Below are 19,677 nucleotides of genomic sequence, written 5' to 3' on the forward strand. Positions count from 1 at the left end.
CGCAGTGAGATGACGGCCAAGGATGTTCGCGAGGAACTGAACAGCGCCATGCAAGCGCGTCGGCTGATGCGCTTTCACCGGCGTTTCGAGAACGGCTGGGTGAACGGCTATGTGGTCGGGATCGGACCCGAATTCCTGATGCTCTGCGAGATCAGCGACCACATCCGTTTCAACGGCTTCGGCTGCTATCGCCTGTCCGACGTCAAGAACCTGCAGCCCGCGCCCTACCCTGAGTTCATCGAGGCGGCGCTCGAGAAGCGCGGCGAGACCCAGCCCGAGACCCCGGCGGTGGTGCTCAACAGCCTCGGCGACATCCTGGTGACCGCGGCCCGTCTGTTCCCGGTGGTCACGGTCCATGCCGAGACCGCCAAGTCGGGTGTCTGCTACATCGGTGCGATCATCAGCGTCGAAGGCGGAGTTGTGTGGATGCAGGACATCGACCCCGGCGCCGTCTGGGAACGCGAGCCGATCCCGCGCCAACTCGACACCATGACCCGCGTCGATTTCGGCGGCGGCTATGAGACGGCCCTGACCCTGGTGGGCGGCTCGCCGCCCGCGCCGGTGGAGGCCAAGCGCGCGCCGTTGCGGCTGGTCGCCGACAATGGCTGAGGATCTGCGCCTGCGCGCCCGCCTGCGCGCCCTCTATCACGGCGCCTCGCCCACGGCGGTGCGGTTCCGCTATGCGGTGATCCTGATCGACCTGATCATCATCGGCTTCTTCGTGGCCGCTCCGCTGATGCACCACCACGGGGTGACCTTCTACCTGATCGACTACGGGGTCGCGACGTTCCTGGCCGCCGACCTCATCGCCCGCGCCATCGCCCACGGCGACATGAAGAGCTGGCTGAAAAAGCCGATCACCTGGATCGACCTGTTCGTGCTGGCCACGCTGATGTTCCCCGCCTGGCTCTACAATTTCGGCTTCCTGCGGGTGTTGCGGCTGTGGACCCTGGTGCACAGCGAGTTCTTCTGGCGCACCGTGGCCAGGCGCTACGACGACACCCGCATCGAGGACATCACCCGCGCAGCCTCGTCGCTGCTGACCTTCGTCTTCGTGGTGACGGGCTTCGTCTATTCCAGCTTCGCGGGGCGTCACGAGGGAATAGCCGGCTATGTGGACGCCCTCTATTTCACCGTCACCAGCCTGACGACCACGGGCTATGGCGACGTCACCCTGCCGGGCGTGTGGGGCAAGCTTCTGTCGATGGCGGTGATGATCGGCGGGGTGTCGCTGTTCATCGGCCTGATCCAGTCGATCCTGCGGCCGCACAAGGTGACCTATCCCTGCCCCGACTGCGGCCTGCGCAAGCACGATCCCGACGCCGTGCACTGCAAGGCCTGCGGCAAGATGCTGTGCATCCCGGACGACGGGGCGTGATGAGAGCCGGGGCGGTTGTCCGCCCCGGCCAAGTTTACTTGATCATTCCGGCAGACCGAGCCTTTAGCTCGAGCGTTCGCATCAAATCCGAGAAAGCGACATCAGTCTCGACGTCGATGTGCGCTTTACCTGTGCCGATTTGCCGAAGTCGGTTGAGGAAGTCCGGATCGTATTCGATCCCTATGAGAGCAAGAGCATAGAGCAGTTGGTTGAGAGCATTCTCGTAAGGGGTGGCGTTCATAGCCATGTCCTTTGCCTCGACAGACGGCTCGATTGCCGTCGGCTCAGAGAATGCGGTGCTGATTTAGGCGGGGGGGTTAGCTAGTTAGCGTACTAGGACACCATCCAACTAGAAGCTCGAAGGTCAAAAATGGCCTAGCCAGCGGCGGGAATGGCATTAACGTCCCGCGCCATGCTGACGCTCCGCTCCGTTTCGCCCGCCGCCCTGGCCCTCGCCCTCCTCGCCGCCGGCCCCGCCCGCGCCCAGGAACCCGCCGATCCCCATCTGGCGCTGGAAGGCGTCGAGACGCCCTCGTCGCTGGACTGGGTCAAGGCCGAGAACGCCAAGACCCTGCCCGTCCTGACCGGCGATAAGCGCTACCAGGGCCTGCACGACGCGGCGCTGAAGGTGCTGGCCGCCAAGGACCGCATCGCCGCCCCGACCTTCGTCGGGACCAGCGTGTTCAACTTCTGGCAGGACGCCGACCACGTGCGCGGCGTCTGGCGGCGCACCAGCCTGGAGAGCTATCGCTCGGCCGACCCCAAGTGGGAGACGATTATCGATCTCGACGCCCTGGCCAAGGCCGAGGGCAAGAACTGGATCTGGAAGGGCGCCGACTGCCGTCCCAAGACCCATGACCGGTGCCTGGTCTCGCTGTCCAATGGCGGCAAGGACGCCGTCGAGGTGCGTGAGTTCGACCTGACGACCAAGAGCTTCGTCAAGGACGGCTTCTTCCTGCCCGAGAGCAAGCAGACCATCGACTGGCTGGACGCCGACACCCTGATCCTCACCCGCGACTGGGGCGCGGGCACCACCACCGACAGCGGCTACGGCATGGTGGTCAAGACCCTCAAGCGCGGCCAGTCGCTGGAGCAGGCCGTCGAGGTGTTCCGCGGCGAGAAGGCCGACGTCAGCGCCCGTCCGCACGTGCTGCGCGACGCCAAGGGCAATCGCGTGGTGCTGATCGAGCGCGCCACCGACTTCTTCCACACCAAGACCTTCCTGCTGGACGACGCCGGCAAGGCCACCCTGCTGCCGATCCCCGAGCGCTCGTCGATCCGCGGCATGGTCGGCGGCGATCTGATCCTGACGGTCGAGGAGCCCTGGAACTACGAGCCGATGCCGTCGCTGGGCCGCAACTTCCCGGCCGGCTCGCTGGTCTCGGTCAGCCCCAAGGCCCTGCTGCCCAAGCCGGCGGCGGGCAAGGACGAGATCATCATCAGCAACGATTGCGACCCGTGCACGATCTTCGAGCCCGGCGCGCGCCAGTCGATCGACCAGGTGGCGGTGACCGACAACCGCGTGGTCGCGGTGATCTACGACAACGTCAAGGGCGGCATCCGCAGCTTCAGCGACCACGGCGAGTTCGGCTGGCGCAGCCAGGGCCTGCCGGGCCTGGACAACGCCGCCGTCTCGATCGTCGCCACGGCCGACAGCGGCGACCAGGTGTTCTACACGGTCGAGGGCTTCATCACCCCGACCCAGCTGAAGCTGGCCGACGCGACCAAGACCGGCGCCGAGAGGGTCAAGACCCTGCCGGCCCGCTTCGACGCCTCCAGGCTGCAGGTCGAGCAGAAGGAAGCGACCTCCAAGGACGGGACCAAGGTCCCCTACTTCCTGGTCAGCCAGAAGGGCGCCAAGCTCGACGGCTCGGCCCCCACCTTGCTTCACGCCTACGGCGGCTTCCAGCTGTCTAAGCTGCCGGTCTACGACCCGCTGATCGGCAAGCTGTGGCTCGAGCGCGGCGGTTCCTACGCGGTGGCCAACATCCGCGGCGGCGGCGAGTTCGGTCCCGCCTGGCACGAGGCGGCGCTGAAGGCCAATCGCCAGCGCGCCTATGACGACTACTTCGCCGTGGCCGAGAACCTGATCTCGACCAAGGTCACCAGCCCGCGTCACCTGGGTGCGTATGGCCGGAGCAACGGCGGCCTGCTGATGGGCGTGGCTTTGACCCAGCGGCCCGACCTGTGGAACGCCGTGGTGGTGGAAAGCCCGCTTCTGGACATGATCCGCTACACCCAGCTGCCGGCCGGGGCCTCGTGGATCGGCGAGTACGGCGACCCGGCCATCCCGGCCGAACGCGCCTGGATCGAGAAATACAGCCCGTACCAGAACCTGAAGGCCGGGGTGAAATACCCGCTGGCCTACATCACCACCTCGACCAAGGACGACCGGGTGCACCCCGGTCACGCCCGCAAGTTCTCGGCCCGCCTGGCCGATCTGGGCCAGCCCTACATGTACTACGAGAACACCGACGGTGGTCACGCCAACGGCGCCGACCCGGCGGCCAACGCCAAGCGCTGGGCGCTGCACTACACCTACCTGTCGCGCCAGCTGATGGATCACTAGATGCGTAACCTGACCCTGGCCCTACTCGCCGCCACGAGCCTCATGACCGTATCCGCCCACGCCGCTCCCGACACCGCGCCCGCCGCTGCCGCCGCCCGCACCCCGCTGGCCGAGCTGGGCAAGGACGATCCCTACATCTGGATGGAGGAGATCGAGGGCCAGCGCGCGCTCGACTGGGCCAAGGCCCAGAACGACCGCACGCTGCCGGTGTTGCAGGGCGACGCGCGCTACGCCGGCCTGCACGATGCGGCCCTGACCATCGTCAACGCCAAGGACCGCATTCCCGGCGTGTCGTTCGTCGCCGAGGACGACCTGCGGAACTACTGGCAGGACGCCGACCACGTGCGCGGCGTCTGGCGCACCACCACCCTGGCCAGCTACCGCACCGCCGATCCGGCCTGGTCGACGATCCTCGATCTGGACGCCCTGGCCAAGGCCGAGGGCAAGAACTGGGTCTGGAAGGGCGCCGACTGCCTGGCTCCGGAAAGCCGGTATTGCCTGGTCTCGCTGTCGAACGGCGGCAAGGACGCCGTGGTCGTGCGCGAGTACGACACCAAGACCAAGACCTTCGTCGCCGGCGGCTTCGAACTGCCCGAGGGCAAGCACCGGTTCGACTGGATCGACAAGGACACCCTGATCGTCGCCACCGACTGGACGCCTGGCGAAGTGACGACGTCCGGCTACCCCTACGTGGTCAAGCTGGTCAAACGCGGTCAGCCCCTGTCGGCGGCCAAGGAAGTCTATCGCGGCGCCAAGGACGACGGCGGCTACGGCGTTAGCCCTTACGCCCTGCGCGACCATGACGGCGTGGTGCGGGCCGTGTTCGTGCTGCGCCCGCTCGACACCTTCAACGCCGAGACCCACCTGGTGGTCGGCGAGACGACGGTGAAGCTGCCCTTCCCGCTGAAGTCGTCGATCCAGGCCCTGGTCAAGGGCCAGCTGGTGTTCAGCGTCGAGCAGGACTGGACCGAGCAGGGCCTGAAGACCGGCGACCTGGCCGCCTTCGACCTGGCCGCGCTGAAGGCCGATCCGGCCAAGGCGAAAGCCAAGCTGATCCTGCGCCCCACGGCCCGGGAGTCGGTGCAGGGGGTCAACGCCACCCGCGACCGCCTGGTCGTGGCCCTGTTCGAGAACGTCAAGGGCGCGGCCTACGCCTACGACGTCAAGGACGGCGCCTGGAGCCGCACCAAGCTTGATTTGCCGGCCAATTCGACGGTCAGCCTGGGTTCGGCGTCCGACAAGGACGACCGCATCTTCGTCAGCGTGACCGGCTATCTGACCCCCACGACCTACTGGCTGGCCGACGCGGCCACCGGCAAGCTCGACCAGGTCAAGGCCGCCCCGGCCAAGTTCGACGCCTCGACCCACGTGGTGGAGCAGTTCGAGGCTACGTCGAAGGACGGGACCAAGATTCCGTACTTCCTGGTCCGCCCGAAGAACACCAAGTACGACGGCTCGACCCCCACCCTGCTCTACGCCTATGGCGGCTTCCAGGCGTCGATGACGCCGGGCTATTCGCCGACCATGGGCAAGCTGTGGCTGGAGCGCGGCGGCGCCTATGTGGTGGCCAACATCCGCGGCGGCGGCGAGTTTGGTCCCAGCTGGCACGAGCAGGGCCTGAAAGCCAACCGTCAGCGGGTCTATGACGACTTCTTCGCGGTGTCCGAGGACCTGATCGCCCGCAAGATCACCTCGCCGCGCCGGCTGGGGATCATGGGCGGCAGCAACGGCGGCCTCCTGATGGGTGTCGCCCTGACCCAGCGTCCGGAGCTCTACAACGCCATCGTCATCCAGGTGCCGCTGTTCGACATGGTCCGTTACAGCCAGATCGGCGCGGGCTCATCGTGGATGGGCGAATACGGCGATCCGCAGATCCCGTCCGACCTGGCGGTGATCGAGAAGTACTCGCCCTACCAGAACCTCAAGGCCGGCCAGAAATATCCCGAGGTGTTCATCGAGACCTCGACCAAGGACGACCGCGTCCACCCGGCCCACGCCCGCAAGGCGGCGGCCAGGCTCGAGGCCCTGGGCTACAGCGTGCTCTACTACGAGAACGTCGACGGCGGTCATGCCGCCAGCGCCAACCTCGCCGAGACCGCCCGCCGGGTGTCGCTCGAATATACGTATCTGACCCGCAAACTGATGGATTGATCACGCAAGGTCCGTAAACCGGACTGCAATCTCTGGGCGTCATGATCCGAGCTGGCCTTCTGGAGGCTCGGATCAGCGCTCGGGGGGCGCCCGTGAAGATCGACGTCGTCGAGGCCCTGCAGCTCACGCCGGAGGACAGCGCCCGCTGGACCGCCCTGCAGACGCTGCAGCCACGCCTGGATTCTCCTTTCCTGTCGCCGCAATGGGCCAAGGCGGTCGCCCTCGCCCAAGGCGAAAAGGGCGACCGCGTGAAGGTCGCCGTCATCCGCGGCGAGGAAGGCCAGGCCCTGGCCTTCCTGCCGGCGCGCATCAAGGCCGGTGTGGCCATGCCGGCCGGCGCGCCGATGTGCGACTATCAGGCCCTGGTGTCGGCGCCCGACGTGGCCGTCGATCCGCGCCATCTGCTGGCGGCCCTCAAGGCCCAGCGCCTGGATTTCTGCCATATGCTGGCCGACGACGAGACCCTGGCCCGGCACGGCCGCGGCCAGGCGGACTCATGGATCGTCGACGTCTCGGCCGGATATGACGCCTATGCCGCCGACCGCAAGACCGCCGGGGTGGGCGTGCTCAAGGACATCGACAAGAAGCGCCGCAAGGCCGAGCGCGAGGTCGGGCCTTGCCGCTACACGCCAATGTCGGACAGCCGCGCCGATTTCGACCAGTTGATCGAGTGGAAGCGCGATCAGCTGCTGGCCACCGGCCAGACCGACCTCTTCAAGACCGACTGGGTCACCAAGCTGGTCACCGACCTGTTCGAGCGCCGCGATGGCGACTTCGGCGGCGGGCTCTACACCCTGCACCTGGGCGACGAACTGGCGGCGGTGCACCTGCACCTGCGCGGCAAGCACACGATCCACGGCTGGTTGATCGCCCACAACGCCAAGTTCGACCGTTATTCACCCGGTCTGCTGCTGTTCCAGGACATTCTGAAAGGCATGAACGCCGGGTCCTACCACCGGCTGGACCTGGGCACCGGGGACTACCGCTTCAAGCGCGAGCTCTCCAACGCCCGGCAGACCGTGGTGTTCGGCTTCTATGGCGCGCCCTCGCCGGCCACCTTCGTGCGCTCGGCCGCCTGGGGCGTGCGCCAGGTCGCCGAGGCCCTGCCGCTGGGCCGGATGTCGCAACTGCCGGGCAAGGCCATGCGCCGCATCGACCTGCTGCGCGGGTTGCACTGAGGCTGGCTAGCCCCTCCACGTCGGCTAAGCTGCCGGCGGGAACGGGAGGACGATCATGCGGCGGCTGCTTTTGCTGACGGTGCTGTGTGCGGGTGGTTGCGCTTCCGGCGTTTCGGCCGCCAGCGGTCCGCCCAGCGCGAGGAGCGTCGCCCGCATCGAGACCGGCATCGCCACGATCGAGAATGTTCAGGCCGTCGGGGTCGGCGACAGCGCCCGCATGGCCCGCGTGGCCAGCACCATTGTTCGCGGCCTTCGCTGCGCTCCCGCCGAGGCGGGCCGTTTCCAATGCAGCTACCAGACGGCCCTGCGGATCGCGCCGAACCAATGGACGCCGCGGACGCGGACCTTCGAGCGGGTGGCTTATCCCTCGCCCAGCCAGCCCCAGGCCAAAGGCTGGGTGGTGGTCGAACCGGCGGCGCGATGAGGCCCTACCCGGCCTTGCCGGTCTCCAGATAGGCCTTCAGGCGGTCCTGCTGCTGGCCCAGCACCCGGTCGACGATAGGCGCGATCTTGTCGAGGCCGCCCTTCATGTAGCCGCCGGCGTCGTAGCTCCATGTCACCGTGGTCTGGCCGTCCTTCTCGGCCAGGGCCCAGATCATGTGGCCGGTGGCGCCCGACAGCTGGAGCGGACCCAGGCCGCCGAACAGGGTCAGCTGCTTGCCGGGCTGGGCGTTGACCGTGGTCATGTGCAGCACCGAGCCGCCGTTCGGCATCTTCTCGCAGAAACAGGCCCCCGAGGCCGCGCCCAGCGACAGGTTGGCGGCCGAGCCCGACCAGGTATGCTCGCTGTTCCACCACTTGGCGGGCTGCACCAGCGCGGTCCAGACCTCGGCGGCGGGCTTGGCGACGACCACCGAGCGCTTGGTCGCAAAACCGTTCGGCTGGGCGTCCAGCACCTCGGCGTTGGCGGCGCCGGCGGCCAGTAGAGTGAGGACTGCGAGAACGGGGGCGGCGAGCTTCATGGCGCGTCTCCGGAAACGATGTTCCGCGATGAAGCGCCAGCTTGGCTTTCTAGGCAAGAGCACTCCCTGGCTCGTCATCCCGGCCGAAGCGTAGCGTAGAGCCGGGACCCAGGAGCCGTCGCAGTGCGCCGACGGCCGCATGGGTGGATGGCTTTGCCGCGGCGCCCAGTCGCCTGGGTCCCGGATAAGCGCTGCGCGCTTTCCGGGATGACGAACTAAGGGGGCGCGAAGTTTAAGCCTTCTCGAACACCAGCGGGCCGCCCCAGAAGCTCTGGACGAGGCCGTTCTGCGGGCCGGGCTGGCCGGTGGTCAGGAACACGCGGCCGCCGCCGGTTCCCGGGTCGTACTCGGGATGGCGCTCGAGGTAGCGCTCCAGGGAGTCGGCGGTCGAGGCCGGCTGGTGGATCACCGGCGTGCCGGCCGGCAGGGCGGCGCGGAAGATGTCGGCGATGATCTCGTAGTGGGTGCAGCCCAGCACGGCGCGGTCGGGATAGCGGCCGATCCGGGTCTTCAGCGCCTGGACATAGCCCTCGACGGCCTTGGCCAGTTCGACGACGCCGGCGTCGGCCTCGATCATCGGCACCAGGTCCGGGCAGGGCTGAGAGAACACCGCCAGGTCCTGCTTGCGCTTGTCGATCTCGATTTCGTAGACGCGGGAATTGGTCGTCCCTTGCGTGGAGAACACCCCCAGCACGTCCAGCTGCTCGACCTTGTCGCCGCGGCGCTCGGCCTCGTGCTCCCAGGGCAGGCCGGTGGCCGCCTCGATGGTCGGCACGATGATGCCCAGGATGTTGACCGGGCGGCCCAGCGTCTTGCGATAGCCCGGCAGCCAGGTCTGCTGCAGGCGGCGAAGGGCGATGGCGCTGGCGGTGTTGCAGGCCAGGACCACCAGGCTGGCGCCGGCCTCGAACAATCGCTCGCAGCCGGCCCGCGTCAGGTCGACGATCTCCTCGCCGGGACGGCCGCCATAGGGGGCGTTGGCCTGGTCGGCCAGATAGACGAAGTCCGCCTGGGGCAGACGCTGCACGAGGGCGCGGTGGACGCTCAGCCCCCCCACGCCGGAGTCGAAGACGCCGATGGTCATGAGGCGAGCATTAGACCCGGTCGGCGCCGGCGTCCATGCGCCGGGGCGGCTTCGCGAAAAGGTTACGGTCCTGTCATGTGACGAGGCCGCGACCTTGGCCTAGGGTCCGGCCACACTCAACGGAGAGCCTTCCGTGCAACGTCGCACCTTCCTTCTCACGACCGCCGCGGCCGCCGCCGCGAGCGCCGCCGCGCCCGGCCTTTCCTTCGCCGCGGAGACCAATCCCTTGCTCGCTACGTGGACCGGTCCGTACGGCGGGGTTCCCGCCTTCGACAAGATGAAGATCGCCGACCTGAAGCCGGCCGTCGAAGCCGCCATGGCCAAGAACCAGGCCGAGATCGACGCGATCACCGCCAACAAGGCCGCGCCGACCTTCGCCAACACCATCGCCGCCCTTGAAGACAGCGGCCGCACGCTGAACGACGTGGTCTGCTACTACGGCATCTGGGGCTCGAACCTGAGCTCGCCGGAGTTCCAGGCCATCGAGCCTGAACTTGACGCCAAGTTCGCCGAGTTCGGCGACAAGATCACCCAGAACGCCGCGCTCTTCGCCCGCATCGAGGCCGTCTACAACAGCCCCGAGAAGGCCAAGCTGACGCCCGAGCAGCAGCGCGTCACCTGGATTTACTACACCAACTTCGTGCGCGCCGGCGCCAAGCTGGACCCCAAGGCCAAGGCCCGGGTCGCGGCCATCAACACCGAGCTGGCCGGCTACTTCACCAAGTTCAGCCAGAACCTGCTGGCCGACGAAGAAACCTATATCGAGCTGACCGACGCCGACCTGGTCGGCCTGCCGGACTCGATCAAGGGCGCGGCCGCCTCCAGCGCCGAGCAGCGCAAGCTTCCGGGCAAGCACATCATCGTCAACACCCGCTCGAGCGTGGACCCCTACCTCACCAACTCGCCGGTGCGCGCCACCCGCGAGAAGGTCTGGAAGGCCTTCGTCAACCGCGGCGACAACGGCGGCGCGACCGACAACAACGCCCTGATCGCCAAGATCCTCAAGCTGCGCGTCGAGCGCGCCAAGCTGCTGGGCTACCAGACCCACGCCCACTGGCGCCTCGAGAACGCCATGGCCAAGACGCCCGACAAGGCCATGGCCCTGATGGAAGCCGTCTGGACCCCGGCCATCGAGCAGGTGGCCAAGGACGTGGCCGAGATGCAGGCCATCGTCGATGCGGAGAACGGCGGCTTCAAGATCGAGCCGTGGGACTACCGCTTCTACGCCGAGAAGGTCCGCAAGGCGAAGTACGACCTCGATATGAACGAGGTGAAGCCGTACATGCAGCTGGAGAAGCTGCGCGAGGGCATGTTCTGGGCCGCCGGCCAGGTCTACGGCTTCGAGTTCAAGAAGGTCGAAGGCGTTCCGGTCTATCACCCGACCATGACCGTCTACGAGGTGCTGCGCGACGGCAAGCACGTGGGCCTGTGGTACTTCGACCCCTATGCCCGCCAGGGCAAGCGCTCGGGCGCCTGGATGAACGCCTACCGCAACCAGGAGCGCTTCAAGAAGCCGATCGCCACGATCGTCTCCAACAACTCCAACTTCATCCAGGGCAAGCCCGGCGAGCCGGTGCTGATCTCGTGGGATGACGCCAACACCCTGTTCCACGAGTTCGGCCACGCCATCCACGGCCTGAACGCCGACACCACCTATCCGACCGTCTCGGGCACCAACGTCGCCCGCGACTATGTCGAGTTCCCCAGCCAGCTGAACGAGCACTGGCTGTCGACGCCGGAGGTGCTGAACAAGTTCTGCGTCCACTACCAGACCGGCAAGCCGATCCCGCAGGCCCTGGTGGACAAGATCAAGAAGGCCTCGACCTTCAACCAGGGCTTCGACACCACCGAGTACCTGGCCAGCGCCCTGATCGACATGAAGCTGCACCTGGCCGGCGACGTGGACATCGATCCGGACGCCTTCGAGCGTGACGAACTGGCCAAGCTGAAGATGCCCAAGGAGATCGTCATGCGGCACCGCACGCCGCAGTTCGGTCACGTGTTCTCGGGCGACGGCTACTCGGCCGGCTACTACAGCTACCTGTGGGCCGACACCCTGACCGCCGACGTCGCCGAGGCCTTCCAGGAGGCGCCGGGCGGTTTCTACGACAAGCCCACCGGCCAGCGCCTGATCAAGACCATCATGTCGCGCGGCAACTCGGTCGACCCGGCCGAGCAGTTCCGCGCCTTCCGCGGCCGCGACGTGAAGATCGGGGCCCTGATGCGCGACCGCGGCTTCCCGGTGCCCCCGGGCGCCTGATCGCATCTCTGATCTTAACTGAAACGACAGCGCCCCGCCCGGTGAAAGCCAGGCGGGGCGTTTTTGTTAGATCCTCCCCCTCTGGGGGAGGTGGCGCGAAGCGCCGGAGAGGGGCCGTTTTCAGCTGCCGCAATCGTCGGCCGATCTCGCAGCCCCTCCCCTCTCCGTCGGCTTCGCCGACACCTCTCCCACAGGGAGAGGATCTTCTTAAGCCGCCCGCTTCACCGCGCCGGAAGCCGCCCCGATCTTGAACCGGCTGACCAGCCGCGCCAGCTCGGCGGCTTCGTTCGACAGCGAGTGGCTGGCGGCGGTCGATTGCTCGACCATGGCGGCGTTCTGCTGGGTGGCCTGATCCATCTGGTTCACCGCGACATTGACCTGGGCCAGGCCCGTGGCCTGTTCCTGGGCGCCGGCGGCGATCTCGGCGACGGTGCGGTTGATGTCCTGCACGCCGGCGGTGATGCGGCTGAGGGCCTCGCCGGTCTGGCCGACCAGGGCCACGCCTTCGTCAACCTGCTGGCCCGAAGCCCCGATCAGGCTTTTGATCTCCTTGGCGGCCTCGGCCGAGCGCTGGGCCAGGGCCCGCACTTCCGACGCCACGACGGCGAAGCCCTTGCCCGCGTCGCCGGCGCGGGCGGCTTCGACGCCGGCGTTGAGGGCCAGGAGGTTGGTCTGGAAGGCGATCTCGTCGATCACCCCGATGATGTTGCCGATCTCGCGCGAGGAAGCCTCGATCTGCGTCATCGCCGCGACGGCGCGCTCGACCACCTGGCCGCCGGCCTCGGCGTCCTTGCGGGCGGCGTCGACCGACTTGCGGGCATGGCCGGCGCCCTCTGCGGCGCGGCGGACGGTGGCGGTGATCTCGTCGAGGGCGGCGGCGGTCTCTTCCAGGCTGGCGGCCTGCTGCTCGGTGCGGCGCGACAGGTCATCGGCCGCGTGGCTGATCTCGCCCGAGCCGGCGCGGATGCCGCCGACCGCGCCGCTGATCGTCGTCATGGTCTCCTGCAACTGGCCCATGGCGGCGTTGAAGTCGCTCTGCAGCTTGCGATAGGCGGGCGGGAAGGCCTGGTCGAGACGAGCCGTCAGGTCGCCGGCCGCCAGATGCTCCAGGGCCTGGCCGACCTGGGCGACGACGGCGGCCTGCTCGCGGGCGCCGGCGGCGCGCTCGGCCTCGTTGGCGCCGCGCTCGGCCTCGGCCTGGCGGCGATGCTCGGCGGCTTCGCCCTCGACGCGCAGTTTCTCGATGGCGGCGTCCTTGAAGGTCGAAACGGCCTGCGCCATCGCCCCGATCTCGTCGCGACGGCCGAGAGCCGGCACGGCCACGGCGTTGTCGCCGCCGGCCAGGCGGCGCATGGCGGTGGTCATGGCGTCGACCGGCGTGGCGATGCTGCGCGCCAGCAGCCAGCCCATCAGCACGGCGATGGCCACGGCGGCCGCGCCGCCGAGCGCCAGGGCCAGGGTCGCGGCGGTGAAGGCCTTGTCCTGGGCCTGGATGCGGGCGGCCAATTCGGCGCTTTCGGCCTCGTCGATGGTCTTCAGCGCCTTGCGCACATTGGTCAGGCGTCCGCTCTTGCCGATGTCGAGGCGAGCCGCGTCCAGCCGGGCCGGATCCTGGGCGGCGGCGATCTGGGCGCGGGTCTCGGCGCGGAACACGCCCACGGCCTGGTCCAGCCGGGTCAGGCGCGCCTTCTGCTCCTGCTGTTCGGCGCCGGCGCTGAGGGTCTGGTGGGCCTCGTCGTACTTGGCCTGGAAGTCTTCGTACTTCTGGATGAAGGAGGGATCGAGACTGGCGACGAAGCCGCGTGCGGCGTTCTGCTGCTCGACGAGTTCGGCCGCGGCCTTCTCGACCGTGGCGCGGTAGGCGTAGCTCTCGGCGTTCAGGGCGGTGACGCGCTGGATCGACGACAGGCCGTTCCAGGCCAGAAGGCCGGCGCCGGCCACGGCCGCCACCAGGACGGCGAAGGCGACCACCAGCTTGTGCGCCACCTTGAGGTTGCTGAGCATCTAAGAACTTCCCAGGATAGAATTGGGAAGATTTTCGCTCGATAGAATTAATGGATTTTATTCATGAACACGGGCGTCGCTTTTCAGGCGTCTTTTCCCGTTGTTCGATGAGGGCAATTCATTGCGGGGGAAGGCGTGTGCGCAGCGCTGCGTCATCTCGCCGCAGCTATGGATTGAAATGGTCAGGATTGTCGAAATTGATCTGTATACTGATTACTTGCGGATGCATTTGGGGTTGAAATCTCCATTATGGGGAAATTTCGATCTATACGCGCCAGGCGGGAATCGTGGGATAAGGGATGGCGCACGGTCGCAACCGGGGGCGGGCCGGCGCGTATAGCAAGCATGGCCGAGCTTTCGGCCGAGCCAGGACGCCCCCGATGGAAGCTCCCCGTCCCCTGCCCTTGATCGGCCCCATGCTGTGGCTGGCGGCGGCCGCCTTCACGGCCGGCTTCGGCGGATATCTGCTGGTGGGTCTGGGAACGCGCTAGAAGGCGGCCTCCGCCTCTCCCGCATAGGCGGCGAGAAAGGCGGAAAGCCGAAGGCCTCAGCGGCCGCCGGTCGAGCCGAAACCGCCGGCGCCGCGGTCGGTGTCGTCCAGGGCGGCCACCAGGCTCCAGGCGGCCTGCACCACCGGGGCGATCACCAGCTGGGCGATGCGGTCGCCGCGACGGATGACGAAATCCTCTTCACCGAGGTTGGCCAGGATCACCTTCACCTCGCCGCGATAGTCGCTGTCGATGGTGCCCGGCGAGTTCAGGCAGGTGATCCCCGCCTTGGCCGCCAGGCCCGAGCGCGGCCGCACCTGGGCCTCGAAGCCCTGCGGCACGGCGAACGCGAGACCCGTGGGCACCATGAACCGGGCGCCCGGCTTCAGGGTCAGGGGCGCGTCTTCCTCGACAGCGGCGCGCAGGTCCATGCCGGCGGCGCCGACCGTCTCGTAGGCGGGCAGCGGCAGGCCGTGGGCGTGGGCGAGCTGGACGACAGGAATGTGGGGCGTGGTGGTCATTTAGGTCAGAGCTTCCGCGATGCGTTGGGCGATGGCCTGGGCGACGGCGTCCTTGGACGCGCGCTCCCAGCGTTCGGTGTGGTCCTTGGCGATCAGCAGGACCGCGTTCTCGGTTCCGCCCATGACGCCCGGCTCGGTGACGTCGTTGGCGATGATCCAGTCGCAGCCCTTGCGCGCCAGCTTGGCGCGGGCATGGGCCTCGACATCGTCGGTCTCGGCCGCGAAGCCGACCACCAGCTTGGGCCGGTCGGGGCCGGTGGCGGCCAGGGTGGCCAGGATGTCGGGGTTTTCGACGAAGGTCAGGGCCGGCGGGCCGCCCTTGTCCTTCTTCAGCTTCGAGCCGAACACCTCGTCGACGCGCCAGTCGGCGACGGCGGCGACGAACACGCCGACCTCGGCCGGCAGGGCGGCCTCGCAGGCGGCCAGCATCTGGCGGGCGCTCTCGACGTCGACGCGGGTCACGCCCGGCGGGGTGGGCAGAGCCACGGGGCCGCTGACCAGGGTGACGCGCGCGCCCAGGCGGGCGAGGGCTTCGGCGATGGCGTAGCCCTGGCGGCCGCTTGAGCGGTTGGTGATGCCGCGCACGGGGTCGATGGCCTCGAAGGTGGGGCCGGCCGTGACCAGGGCGTGCTTGCCGGCCAGCGGCCGGGCGGCGGGGCCGCGCAGCATGGCGACGATGGCTTCGAAGATCTCCGGCGGCTCGGCCAGTCGCCCAGGACCGAACTCGCCGCAGGCCATGGCGCCTTCGTCGGGGCCGACGAACGACACGCCGTCGGCCTTCAGGGTCGCCACGTTGCGCTGCACGGCCGGGTGCAGCCACATCCGCACGTTCATGGCCGGGGCCATCAGCACCGGCTTGTCGGTGGCCAGCAGGGTGGTCGAGGCCAGGTCGCCGGCCAGGCCATTGGCGGCCTTGGCGATCAGGTCGGCGGTGGCGGGGGCGACCACCACCAGGTCGGCCGAGCGCGACAGCTGGATGTGGCCCATCTCGGCCTCGTCGGTCAGCGAGAACAGGTCGTCATAGACCTTGTCCTCGCTCAGCGCCGCCAGCGACAGCGGGGTGACGAATTCGGCCCCGGCCTTGGTCAGGATCGGCCGCACGCCGATCCCGGCCTTGCGCAGCAGGCGGGTCAGTTCGAGGGCCTTGTAGGCCGCCACGCCGCCGCCGACGATCAGGAGCACGCGCTTGCCGCCCGGGATGTCGCTCACCTTGAAGGCCTCTCGTCCGCCGGTTCCCCTCCGCGCATAGAGCGCCTCGCGGCCACAGGCAATCGTGGCGCGCATCGGAGAGCGGAAAGCTTAACGGTGGGACTCGACTCGCGTTCTTTTTTCGTTCACTAATCGTTAAGGTAGTAAATAACGAGGTGTGGCGATCATGACGGGAGCGTGGCGTTTCGGATTTCTGGCCCTGCCGGCCTTGCTGCTGGCGGCCTGCGACGGCGGGGCCTCGGCGGTGAAGGCGCCCAAGGGCGGCCAGGTCGCGTCGAGCGAGGGAACCAGCAGCAGCGGCGGCGGCGCGCCGATCCCGGGCGAGGTCGCCGACGCGTCGGCGAGCGCCCGGCAGGCGGCCGATCCGCGCGATGCGCCGGTGCGGCTGATCGCCGGCCGGCCGATGTGGGCGGCCAACCGCACCCGCAGCGCCGAGGAGAACGCCCAGCGCGGCTTCGAGCGGTTCGGCGAGGCCTTCGGGGCCCGCGACGTCGACGACTATGTGCGCAAGACCCACGCCTTCGTGGCCAAGCCGCCGGCCGGGGTCCAGACCCTGAAGCGGACGAACGGCGACACCCTGATCTACGACCCGGCCGGCAACGTCTTCGCCGTGGTCACCCGGGCGGGGGCGCCGCGCACCATGTTCAAGCCCGACGACGGGGCCGACTACTGGCGTCGCCAGAAAGAGGGCCAAAACCGGCGCACGGCCGCCTCGGACCGGCGTGCGCAAGGCGTCGCCGGCTGACGGCGACCGGGCGAGATGGGGGGGGAAGGCATGAACGAGCAACCGATCCCGGACGCGGCTGTGCGCGATCCGGCGGCCACCGAGCTGGCGCGGATCTGGGTGGCCGAGCACGGCCTGCACTGCGCCCTTCGCATCGGGGCCTATGACGAGACCCCCATCGACGAGGCTCGCGCCTGGGGCATGATGCTGGCCGACCTGCTGCGCCATCTGGGCCGGGGGCTGTCAGACTATTATCGCAGGGACCCCGTCGAGGTGGTCGACGTCCTTTTGGAAGCGATGCGCGACGAACTGGCCAGCCCTACCTCGCCGATCGAAGGTCAGCTGATGCAGGCCGACGATGAGGAGCCCGGCGGCGGTCAGGCCAGGGCGCACTGAGGGAAGCAATGGCGCGTCGCGGGCTTTGGGGCGCCATGTCACAGTCGCGGGCTCAGCCCGCGGTCGAGGGCGAAGGTTCGGCCATGCCGGCGGCCGGATGGCCGGACGTCGTCGGGGGGGGCTCGACGCGTCCGGACGCCTGACCCGGTGCGTGAATGACGGATGGACCTGGAATGACGCAGGTGATCGATAGGCGCGGACTGTTGGGCGGGTTGGCCGCCGCCGGAACCACGGTTGTGGCCGCCGGTGCGGCGCATCGCGCCTGGGCTCAGGCTGCGCGCGCAGCGTCACCCGGCTTTCCCAGGCCCGATCGCGAGCTGCGGCTGCCGGCGCCGGGCGGGCGAGTCTATGCACGGATCAATGGCGACCTGGATGCGGCGATCGCCGGAACCGGCAAGCCGCCGATCGTCATGGTCCACGGCGGGCCTGGCGGCACCCATGCCGGCTTTCTCGACGCCCTGGCGCTGGCCGACGAACGCGCCGTGATCCTCTATGATCAGCTGGATTCCGGTCTCTCGGACCATCCCATGGACGCCGCCAACTGGACCGTGAGCCGCTTCGTCGACGAGCTGGAAGCGGTGCGCGAAGGGCTGAAGGTTCCCCGCTGGCATGTTCTGGGCCACAGCTGGGGCGGCACGGTGGCTCTGGAATACGGCGCTCGGCGCCCGCCGGCCTTGGCCAGCTTGATGCTGGCCAGTCCGCTGGTCTCGACCCGCAGTTGGATCGCCGACGCCAATCTGTTGCGCGGTGACCTGCCGGGGGCGGTGCAGGATCAACTGACCCGCTGCGAGCAAACGCCTTCTTCCCCGCCCGACAAGGCGTTCTCGGCGGCCTGCGATGCGGCGACGAACGCCTTCTACGCCGCCTTCCTGACCCGCGAGCCACCCTCGGCGGCGCACCGCGCCTATCGGCCGGCCGGCGACCGGGGGTTCAATCCGGTGCTCTACAAGACCATGTGGGGCGCGACCGAGTTTTCGGCCACCGGGACGCTGAAGGCCTATGACGGAGAGCCCTTGCTCGACCGCCTGGACGGGCCGCGCACCCTGTTCATGGTCGGCCAGTACGACGAGGCTCGTCCGGCCACGGCCATCGCCTTCTCCCGCCGGGCCAGTGGATCGGAACTGGCCGTCGTGCCCGGCGCCGGTCACGCCACCTTCACCGACCGTCCCGAAGAGACCGTGGCCGTGCTGCGCCAGTGGCTACGGCGCATGGACAGGCGGGGCTGAGGCGGCGCGATGATTTTCAAGGCGAGGGCCGTGGCCAAGAGCGAGACGATCCGGGTGCGGGCCCGCATCCGGCTGTTGACGCAGCAGGAGGGCGGCCGAAGCCGGCCCGCGCTCGGGGGCCACAGCTACCGCCCCAACCATGACTTCTCTCTGCGGACGGGAGAGATGTGCATGGGCTTCATCGAGCTGCCGGCCGGACAGGACCTGGCGCCCGGCGAGAGCATCGAGATCGTGCTGGAGCTGATGGCCTGGCCGGAGCTGCGGCCGGTCATTCATCCCGGCCGGGTCTGGCGGATCCTGGAAGGCCCCAAGGCGGTCGGTTCGGGCGAGATCCTCGAGGTCCTGGCCTGACGGCCGGCCAGCGGCCGTCGACGGGGCCCGCGCGTCGCCGCGCGACGGATGCCAAGCCGGTGTCGGTGTCGGCGGTCTTACCGCCGCTTCTTGCGCGCGCCGGCCGCGGCGGTCTTCTTGCGGCTCCCCGGCTTGACCGCCTTGCCCTTGCCGGCCTTGCCCGAGCGGGCGGTCGCCTTGCCCTTGCCGCCGCCCTTCTTGGCGGCGGCGGCGCACTTGGCCTTGGCCGCCTTCAGGGCCTTGCCGGTCTTGCCTCGGGTCGAGCAGGGCGTGGCGCGGGCCGGCGCCGCCGAGGCGGTGCGCGTGGCCGCCGGGGCGGCGCGCGGCGGCCAGATCACCGGGCCGCGGGTGGCGACGGCGTAGCCGGCCGGCAGCACGGGCGCGCCGGTGCGCTCGATGGCGACCGGGGTCGGCGCCGCGCCGTCCTGGGTCAGGCGGCCGTTCCATGTCCCCTCGGGGCCGACGCTCAGCGCCAGGGTCGAGCCGACGCCGGGGCGGGGCATGAAGCGCACGGCCGCACCGCCGTCATAGGTGCGCTCGATGCTGTCGATCAGGCCGGTGGAGCCGACCGAGCCGGGGCGGCGCAGATCGCGCCAGGCGCCCTCGACCGGTCCGTAGCCGCCGGCCGGGTCGGCGATCTGCAGCGAATAGAGGGCCGCGCCGTCAGCGCCGCGCAGGATCCAGCCGCCGTCGAGCGGGCCTTGCAGGCCTTGCGCGGCGGCGATCGAACCCTTCACCCGCAGCTCATAGGCCTGCTCGACGCTCATCGCGCCGGCGGCCGCGGCCGGAGCGGCGCTTTCGGGGGCCGGGATCGGCAGGATGGTCGGCTTGTGACGCGGGGCGGGCGCGGCCGGCGCTTCGTCTTCCTCGTCGGTGGTCTGTGGACCGCTGGCGGCGATCAGGTCGGCCAGCGGATCGGCGGCGGCGGGCGGCGGCGCGGGCGCCTGCGGAGCGACGGGCGCGGGGCTCTGCGCGGGCGCGGCCTGGTCGCTCGCCGGCGGGGCCGCCACCAGCGGGATCGCCGCTTCCGGGACCGGCTGGGGCGTCGGCTGGGCGGTCGTCTGGACCGGCGCCGACGGATTGGTGGTCACCACCTCGGAGGCCGGCGACTGGGCCAGGGCGGCGGCCGGAAACGACAGCAGGGCGGACAGGGAAACAGCGAGAAGGCGACGCATG

19 protein-coding genes are annotated in these 19,677 nt (G+C 69.0%); 12 read left to right on the top strand and 7 right to left on the bottom strand.

What is annotated here, in order from left to right; genetic code table 11:
- The first annotated feature begins 9 nt into the window (after nucleotides 1-9).
- A complete protein-coding gene (locus P7A99_RS13820; RefSeq protein WP_277794409.1) occupies nucleotides 10-609 on the top strand; it encodes a hypothetical protein in 600 nt (199 codons plus the stop codon).
- Entirely contained in the window at nucleotides 602-1,378 is a 777-nt protein-coding gene (locus P7A99_RS13825) for a potassium channel family protein (RefSeq protein WP_277794410.1), read from the top strand. Before P7A99_RS13820 ends, P7A99_RS13825 begins: the two co-directional genes overlap by 8 nt.
- Nucleotides 1,379-1,412: 34 nt before the next feature.
- Here P7A99_RS13825 and P7A99_RS13830 read toward each other — a convergent pair whose 3' ends face one another.
- Nucleotides 1,413-1,625 carry a hypothetical protein gene (locus P7A99_RS13830; RefSeq protein WP_277794411.1) on the bottom strand — a complete coding sequence of 71 codons (213 nt, stop codon included), beginning with the start codon at nucleotides 1,623-1,625 and terminating at the stop codon, nucleotides 1,413-1,415.
- Between the two features lie 144 nt (nucleotides 1,626-1,769).
- On the opposite strand from P7A99_RS13830, the gene P7A99_RS13835 reads away from it, so the two are divergent.
- The 4 genes from P7A99_RS13835 to P7A99_RS13850 all read left to right on the top strand — a co-directional run bounded on the left by P7A99_RS13835 (nucleotide 1,770) and on the right by P7A99_RS13850 (nucleotide 7,700).
- The gene (locus tag P7A99_RS13835; protein ID WP_277794412.1) at nucleotides 1,770-3,947 is read left to right on the top strand and encodes a prolyl oligopeptidase family serine peptidase; all 2,178 of its coding nucleotides are present in this window, start codon (nucleotides 1,770-1,772) and stop codon (nucleotides 3,945-3,947) included.
- Nucleotides 3,948-6,098: a prolyl oligopeptidase family serine peptidase gene (locus P7A99_RS13840; protein ID WP_277794413.1), complete on the top strand. Its 2,151-nt coding sequence runs from the start codon at nucleotides 3,948-3,950 to the stop codon at nucleotides 6,096-6,098.
- A 92-nt stretch (nucleotides 6,099-6,190) separates the two neighbouring features.
- Entirely contained in the window at nucleotides 6,191-7,276 is a 1,086-nt protein-coding gene (locus P7A99_RS13845; RefSeq protein WP_277794414.1) for a GNAT family N-acetyltransferase, read from the top strand.
- Between the two features lie 55 nt (nucleotides 7,277-7,331).
- Nucleotides 7,332-7,700 carry a hypothetical protein gene (locus P7A99_RS13850; protein WP_277794415.1) on the top strand — a complete coding sequence of 123 codons (369 nt, stop codon included), beginning with the start codon at nucleotides 7,332-7,334 and terminating at the stop codon, nucleotides 7,698-7,700.
- A 4-nt stretch (nucleotides 7,701-7,704) separates the two neighbouring features.
- On the opposite strand, the gene P7A99_RS13855 is transcribed toward P7A99_RS13850, so the two are convergent.
- The gene (locus P7A99_RS13855; protein ID WP_277794416.1) at nucleotides 7,705-8,238 is read right to left on the bottom strand and encodes an SRPBCC family protein; all 534 of its coding nucleotides are present in this window, start codon (nucleotides 8,236-8,238) and stop codon (nucleotides 7,705-7,707) included.
- Between the two features lie 232 nt (nucleotides 8,239-8,470).
- Entirely contained in the window at nucleotides 8,471-9,322 is an 852-nt protein-coding gene (locus P7A99_RS13860; RefSeq protein ID WP_277794417.1) for a glutamate racemase, read from the bottom strand.
- A 133-nt stretch (nucleotides 9,323-9,455) separates the two neighbouring features.
- Here P7A99_RS13860 and P7A99_RS13865 point away from each other — a divergent pair, with 133 nt between their 5' ends.
- Nucleotides 9,456-11,582, top strand: coding sequence for a M3 family metallopeptidase (locus tag P7A99_RS13865; RefSeq protein ID WP_277794418.1), 2,127 nt, complete (start codon nucleotides 9,456-9,458; stop codon nucleotides 11,580-11,582).
- A gap of 207 nt (nucleotides 11,583-11,789) precedes the next feature.
- On the opposite strand, the gene P7A99_RS13870 is transcribed toward P7A99_RS13865, so the two are convergent.
- Nucleotides 11,790-13,586 carry a methyl-accepting chemotaxis protein gene (locus P7A99_RS13870; protein ID WP_277794419.1) on the bottom strand — a complete coding sequence of 599 codons (1,797 nt, stop codon included), beginning with the start codon at nucleotides 13,584-13,586 and terminating at the stop codon, nucleotides 11,790-11,792.
- Nucleotides 13,587-13,966: 380 nt separating this feature from the next.
- Here P7A99_RS13870 and P7A99_RS13875 point away from each other — a divergent pair, with 380 nt between their 5' ends.
- Entirely contained in the window at nucleotides 13,967-14,077 is a 111-nt protein-coding gene (locus tag P7A99_RS13875) for a hypothetical protein (protein ID WP_243410635.1), read from the top strand.
- A gap of 56 nt (nucleotides 14,078-14,133) precedes the next feature.
- On the opposite strand, the gene dut is transcribed toward P7A99_RS13875, so the two are convergent.
- A complete protein-coding gene (gene dut / locus P7A99_RS13880; protein WP_277794420.1) occupies nucleotides 14,134-14,595 on the bottom strand; it encodes a dUTP diphosphatase in 462 nt (153 codons plus the stop codon).
- On the bottom strand, nucleotides 14,596-15,795 hold the full coding sequence (coaBC, locus tag P7A99_RS13885) for a bifunctional phosphopantothenoylcysteine decarboxylase/phosphopantothenate--cysteine ligase CoaBC (RefSeq protein ID WP_277794489.1): 1,200 nt from the start codon (nucleotides 15,793-15,795) through the stop codon (nucleotides 14,596-14,598).
- A 175-nt stretch (nucleotides 15,796-15,970) separates the two neighbouring features.
- Here coaBC and P7A99_RS13890 point away from each other — a divergent pair, with 175 nt between their 5' ends.
- The 4 genes from P7A99_RS13890 to P7A99_RS13905 all read left to right on the top strand — a co-directional run bounded on the left by P7A99_RS13890 (nucleotide 15,971) and on the right by P7A99_RS13905 (nucleotide 18,501).
- A complete protein-coding gene (locus P7A99_RS13890; RefSeq protein WP_277794421.1) occupies nucleotides 15,971-16,549 on the top strand; it encodes a hypothetical protein in 579 nt (192 codons plus the stop codon).
- 30 nt (nucleotides 16,550-16,579) lie between these two features.
- A complete protein-coding gene (locus P7A99_RS13895; protein WP_277794422.1) occupies nucleotides 16,580-16,924 on the top strand; it encodes a DUF5076 domain-containing protein in 345 nt (114 codons plus the stop codon).
- Nucleotides 16,925-17,106: 182 nt separating this feature from the next.
- Nucleotides 17,107-18,150, top strand: a complete 1,044-nt coding sequence (locus tag P7A99_RS13900) for a proline iminopeptidase-family hydrolase (protein ID WP_277794423.1) — start codon at nucleotides 17,107-17,109, stop codon at nucleotides 18,148-18,150.
- A 30-nt stretch (nucleotides 18,151-18,180) separates the two neighbouring features.
- A complete protein-coding gene (locus P7A99_RS13905; protein WP_277794424.1) occupies nucleotides 18,181-18,501 on the top strand; it encodes a hypothetical protein in 321 nt (106 codons plus the stop codon).
- Between the two features lie 77 nt (nucleotides 18,502-18,578).
- Here the strand turns inward: P7A99_RS13905 and P7A99_RS13910 are convergent, their stop codons facing one another.
- Complete coding sequence (locus P7A99_RS13910; RefSeq protein ID WP_277794425.1) at nucleotides 18,579-19,676, bottom strand: hypothetical protein; 1,098 nt, start codon at nucleotides 19,674-19,676, stop codon at nucleotides 18,579-18,581.
- Between the last annotated feature and the right edge of the window lies 1 nt (nucleotide 19,677).

Origin of the sequence: Caulobacter endophyticus (assembly GCF_029543245.1) — a bacterium.
GTDB classification, from domain to species: Bacteria; Pseudomonadota; Alphaproteobacteria; order Caulobacterales; family Caulobacteraceae; genus Caulobacter; species Caulobacter endophyticus_A.

Excerpts from the sequence above, each read along its gene's own strand:
- P7A99_RS13820 (WP_277794409.1), top strand. The coding sequence starts at position 10 with ATGACGGCCAAGGATGTTCGCGAGGAACTGAACAGCGCCATGCAAGCG.
- P7A99_RS13825 (WP_277794410.1), top strand. The coding sequence starts at position 602 with ATGGCTGAGGATCTGCGCCTGCGCGCCCGCCTGCGCGCCCTCTATCAC.
- P7A99_RS13830 (WP_277794411.1), bottom strand. The coding sequence starts at position 1,625 with ATGGCTATGAACGCCACCCCTTACGAGAATGCTCTCAACCAACTGCTC.
- P7A99_RS13835 (WP_277794412.1), top strand. The coding sequence starts at position 1,770 with ATGGCATTAACGTCCCGCGCCATGCTGACGCTCCGCTCCGTTTCGCCC.
- P7A99_RS13840 (WP_277794413.1), top strand. The coding sequence starts at position 3,948 with ATGCGTAACCTGACCCTGGCCCTACTCGCCGCCACGAGCCTCATGACC.
- P7A99_RS13850 (WP_277794415.1), top strand. The coding sequence starts at position 7,332 with ATGCGGCGGCTGCTTTTGCTGACGGTGCTGTGTGCGGGTGGTTGCGCT.
- P7A99_RS13855 (WP_277794416.1), bottom strand. The coding sequence starts at position 8,238 with ATGAAGCTCGCCGCCCCCGTTCTCGCAGTCCTCACTCTACTGGCCGCC.
- P7A99_RS13860 (WP_277794417.1), bottom strand. The coding sequence starts at position 9,322 with ATGACCATCGGCGTCTTCGACTCCGGCGTGGGGGGGCTGAGCGTCCAC.
- P7A99_RS13870 (WP_277794419.1), bottom strand. The coding sequence starts at position 13,586 with ATGCTCAGCAACCTCAAGGTGGCGCACAAGCTGGTGGTCGCCTTCGCC.
- P7A99_RS13875 (WP_243410635.1), top strand. The coding sequence starts at position 13,967 with ATGGAAGCTCCCCGTCCCCTGCCCTTGATCGGCCCCATGCTGTGGCTG.
- dut (WP_277794420.1), bottom strand. The coding sequence starts at position 14,595 with ATGACCACCACGCCCCACATTCCTGTCGTCCAGCTCGCCCACGCCCAC.
- P7A99_RS13890 (WP_277794421.1), top strand. The coding sequence starts at position 15,971 with ATGACGGGAGCGTGGCGTTTCGGATTTCTGGCCCTGCCGGCCTTGCTG.
- P7A99_RS13895 (WP_277794422.1), top strand. The coding sequence starts at position 16,580 with ATGAACGAGCAACCGATCCCGGACGCGGCTGTGCGCGATCCGGCGGCC.
- P7A99_RS13910 (WP_277794425.1), bottom strand. The coding sequence starts at position 19,676 with ATGCGTCGCCTTCTCGCTGTTTCCCTGTCCGCCCTGCTGTCGTTTCCG.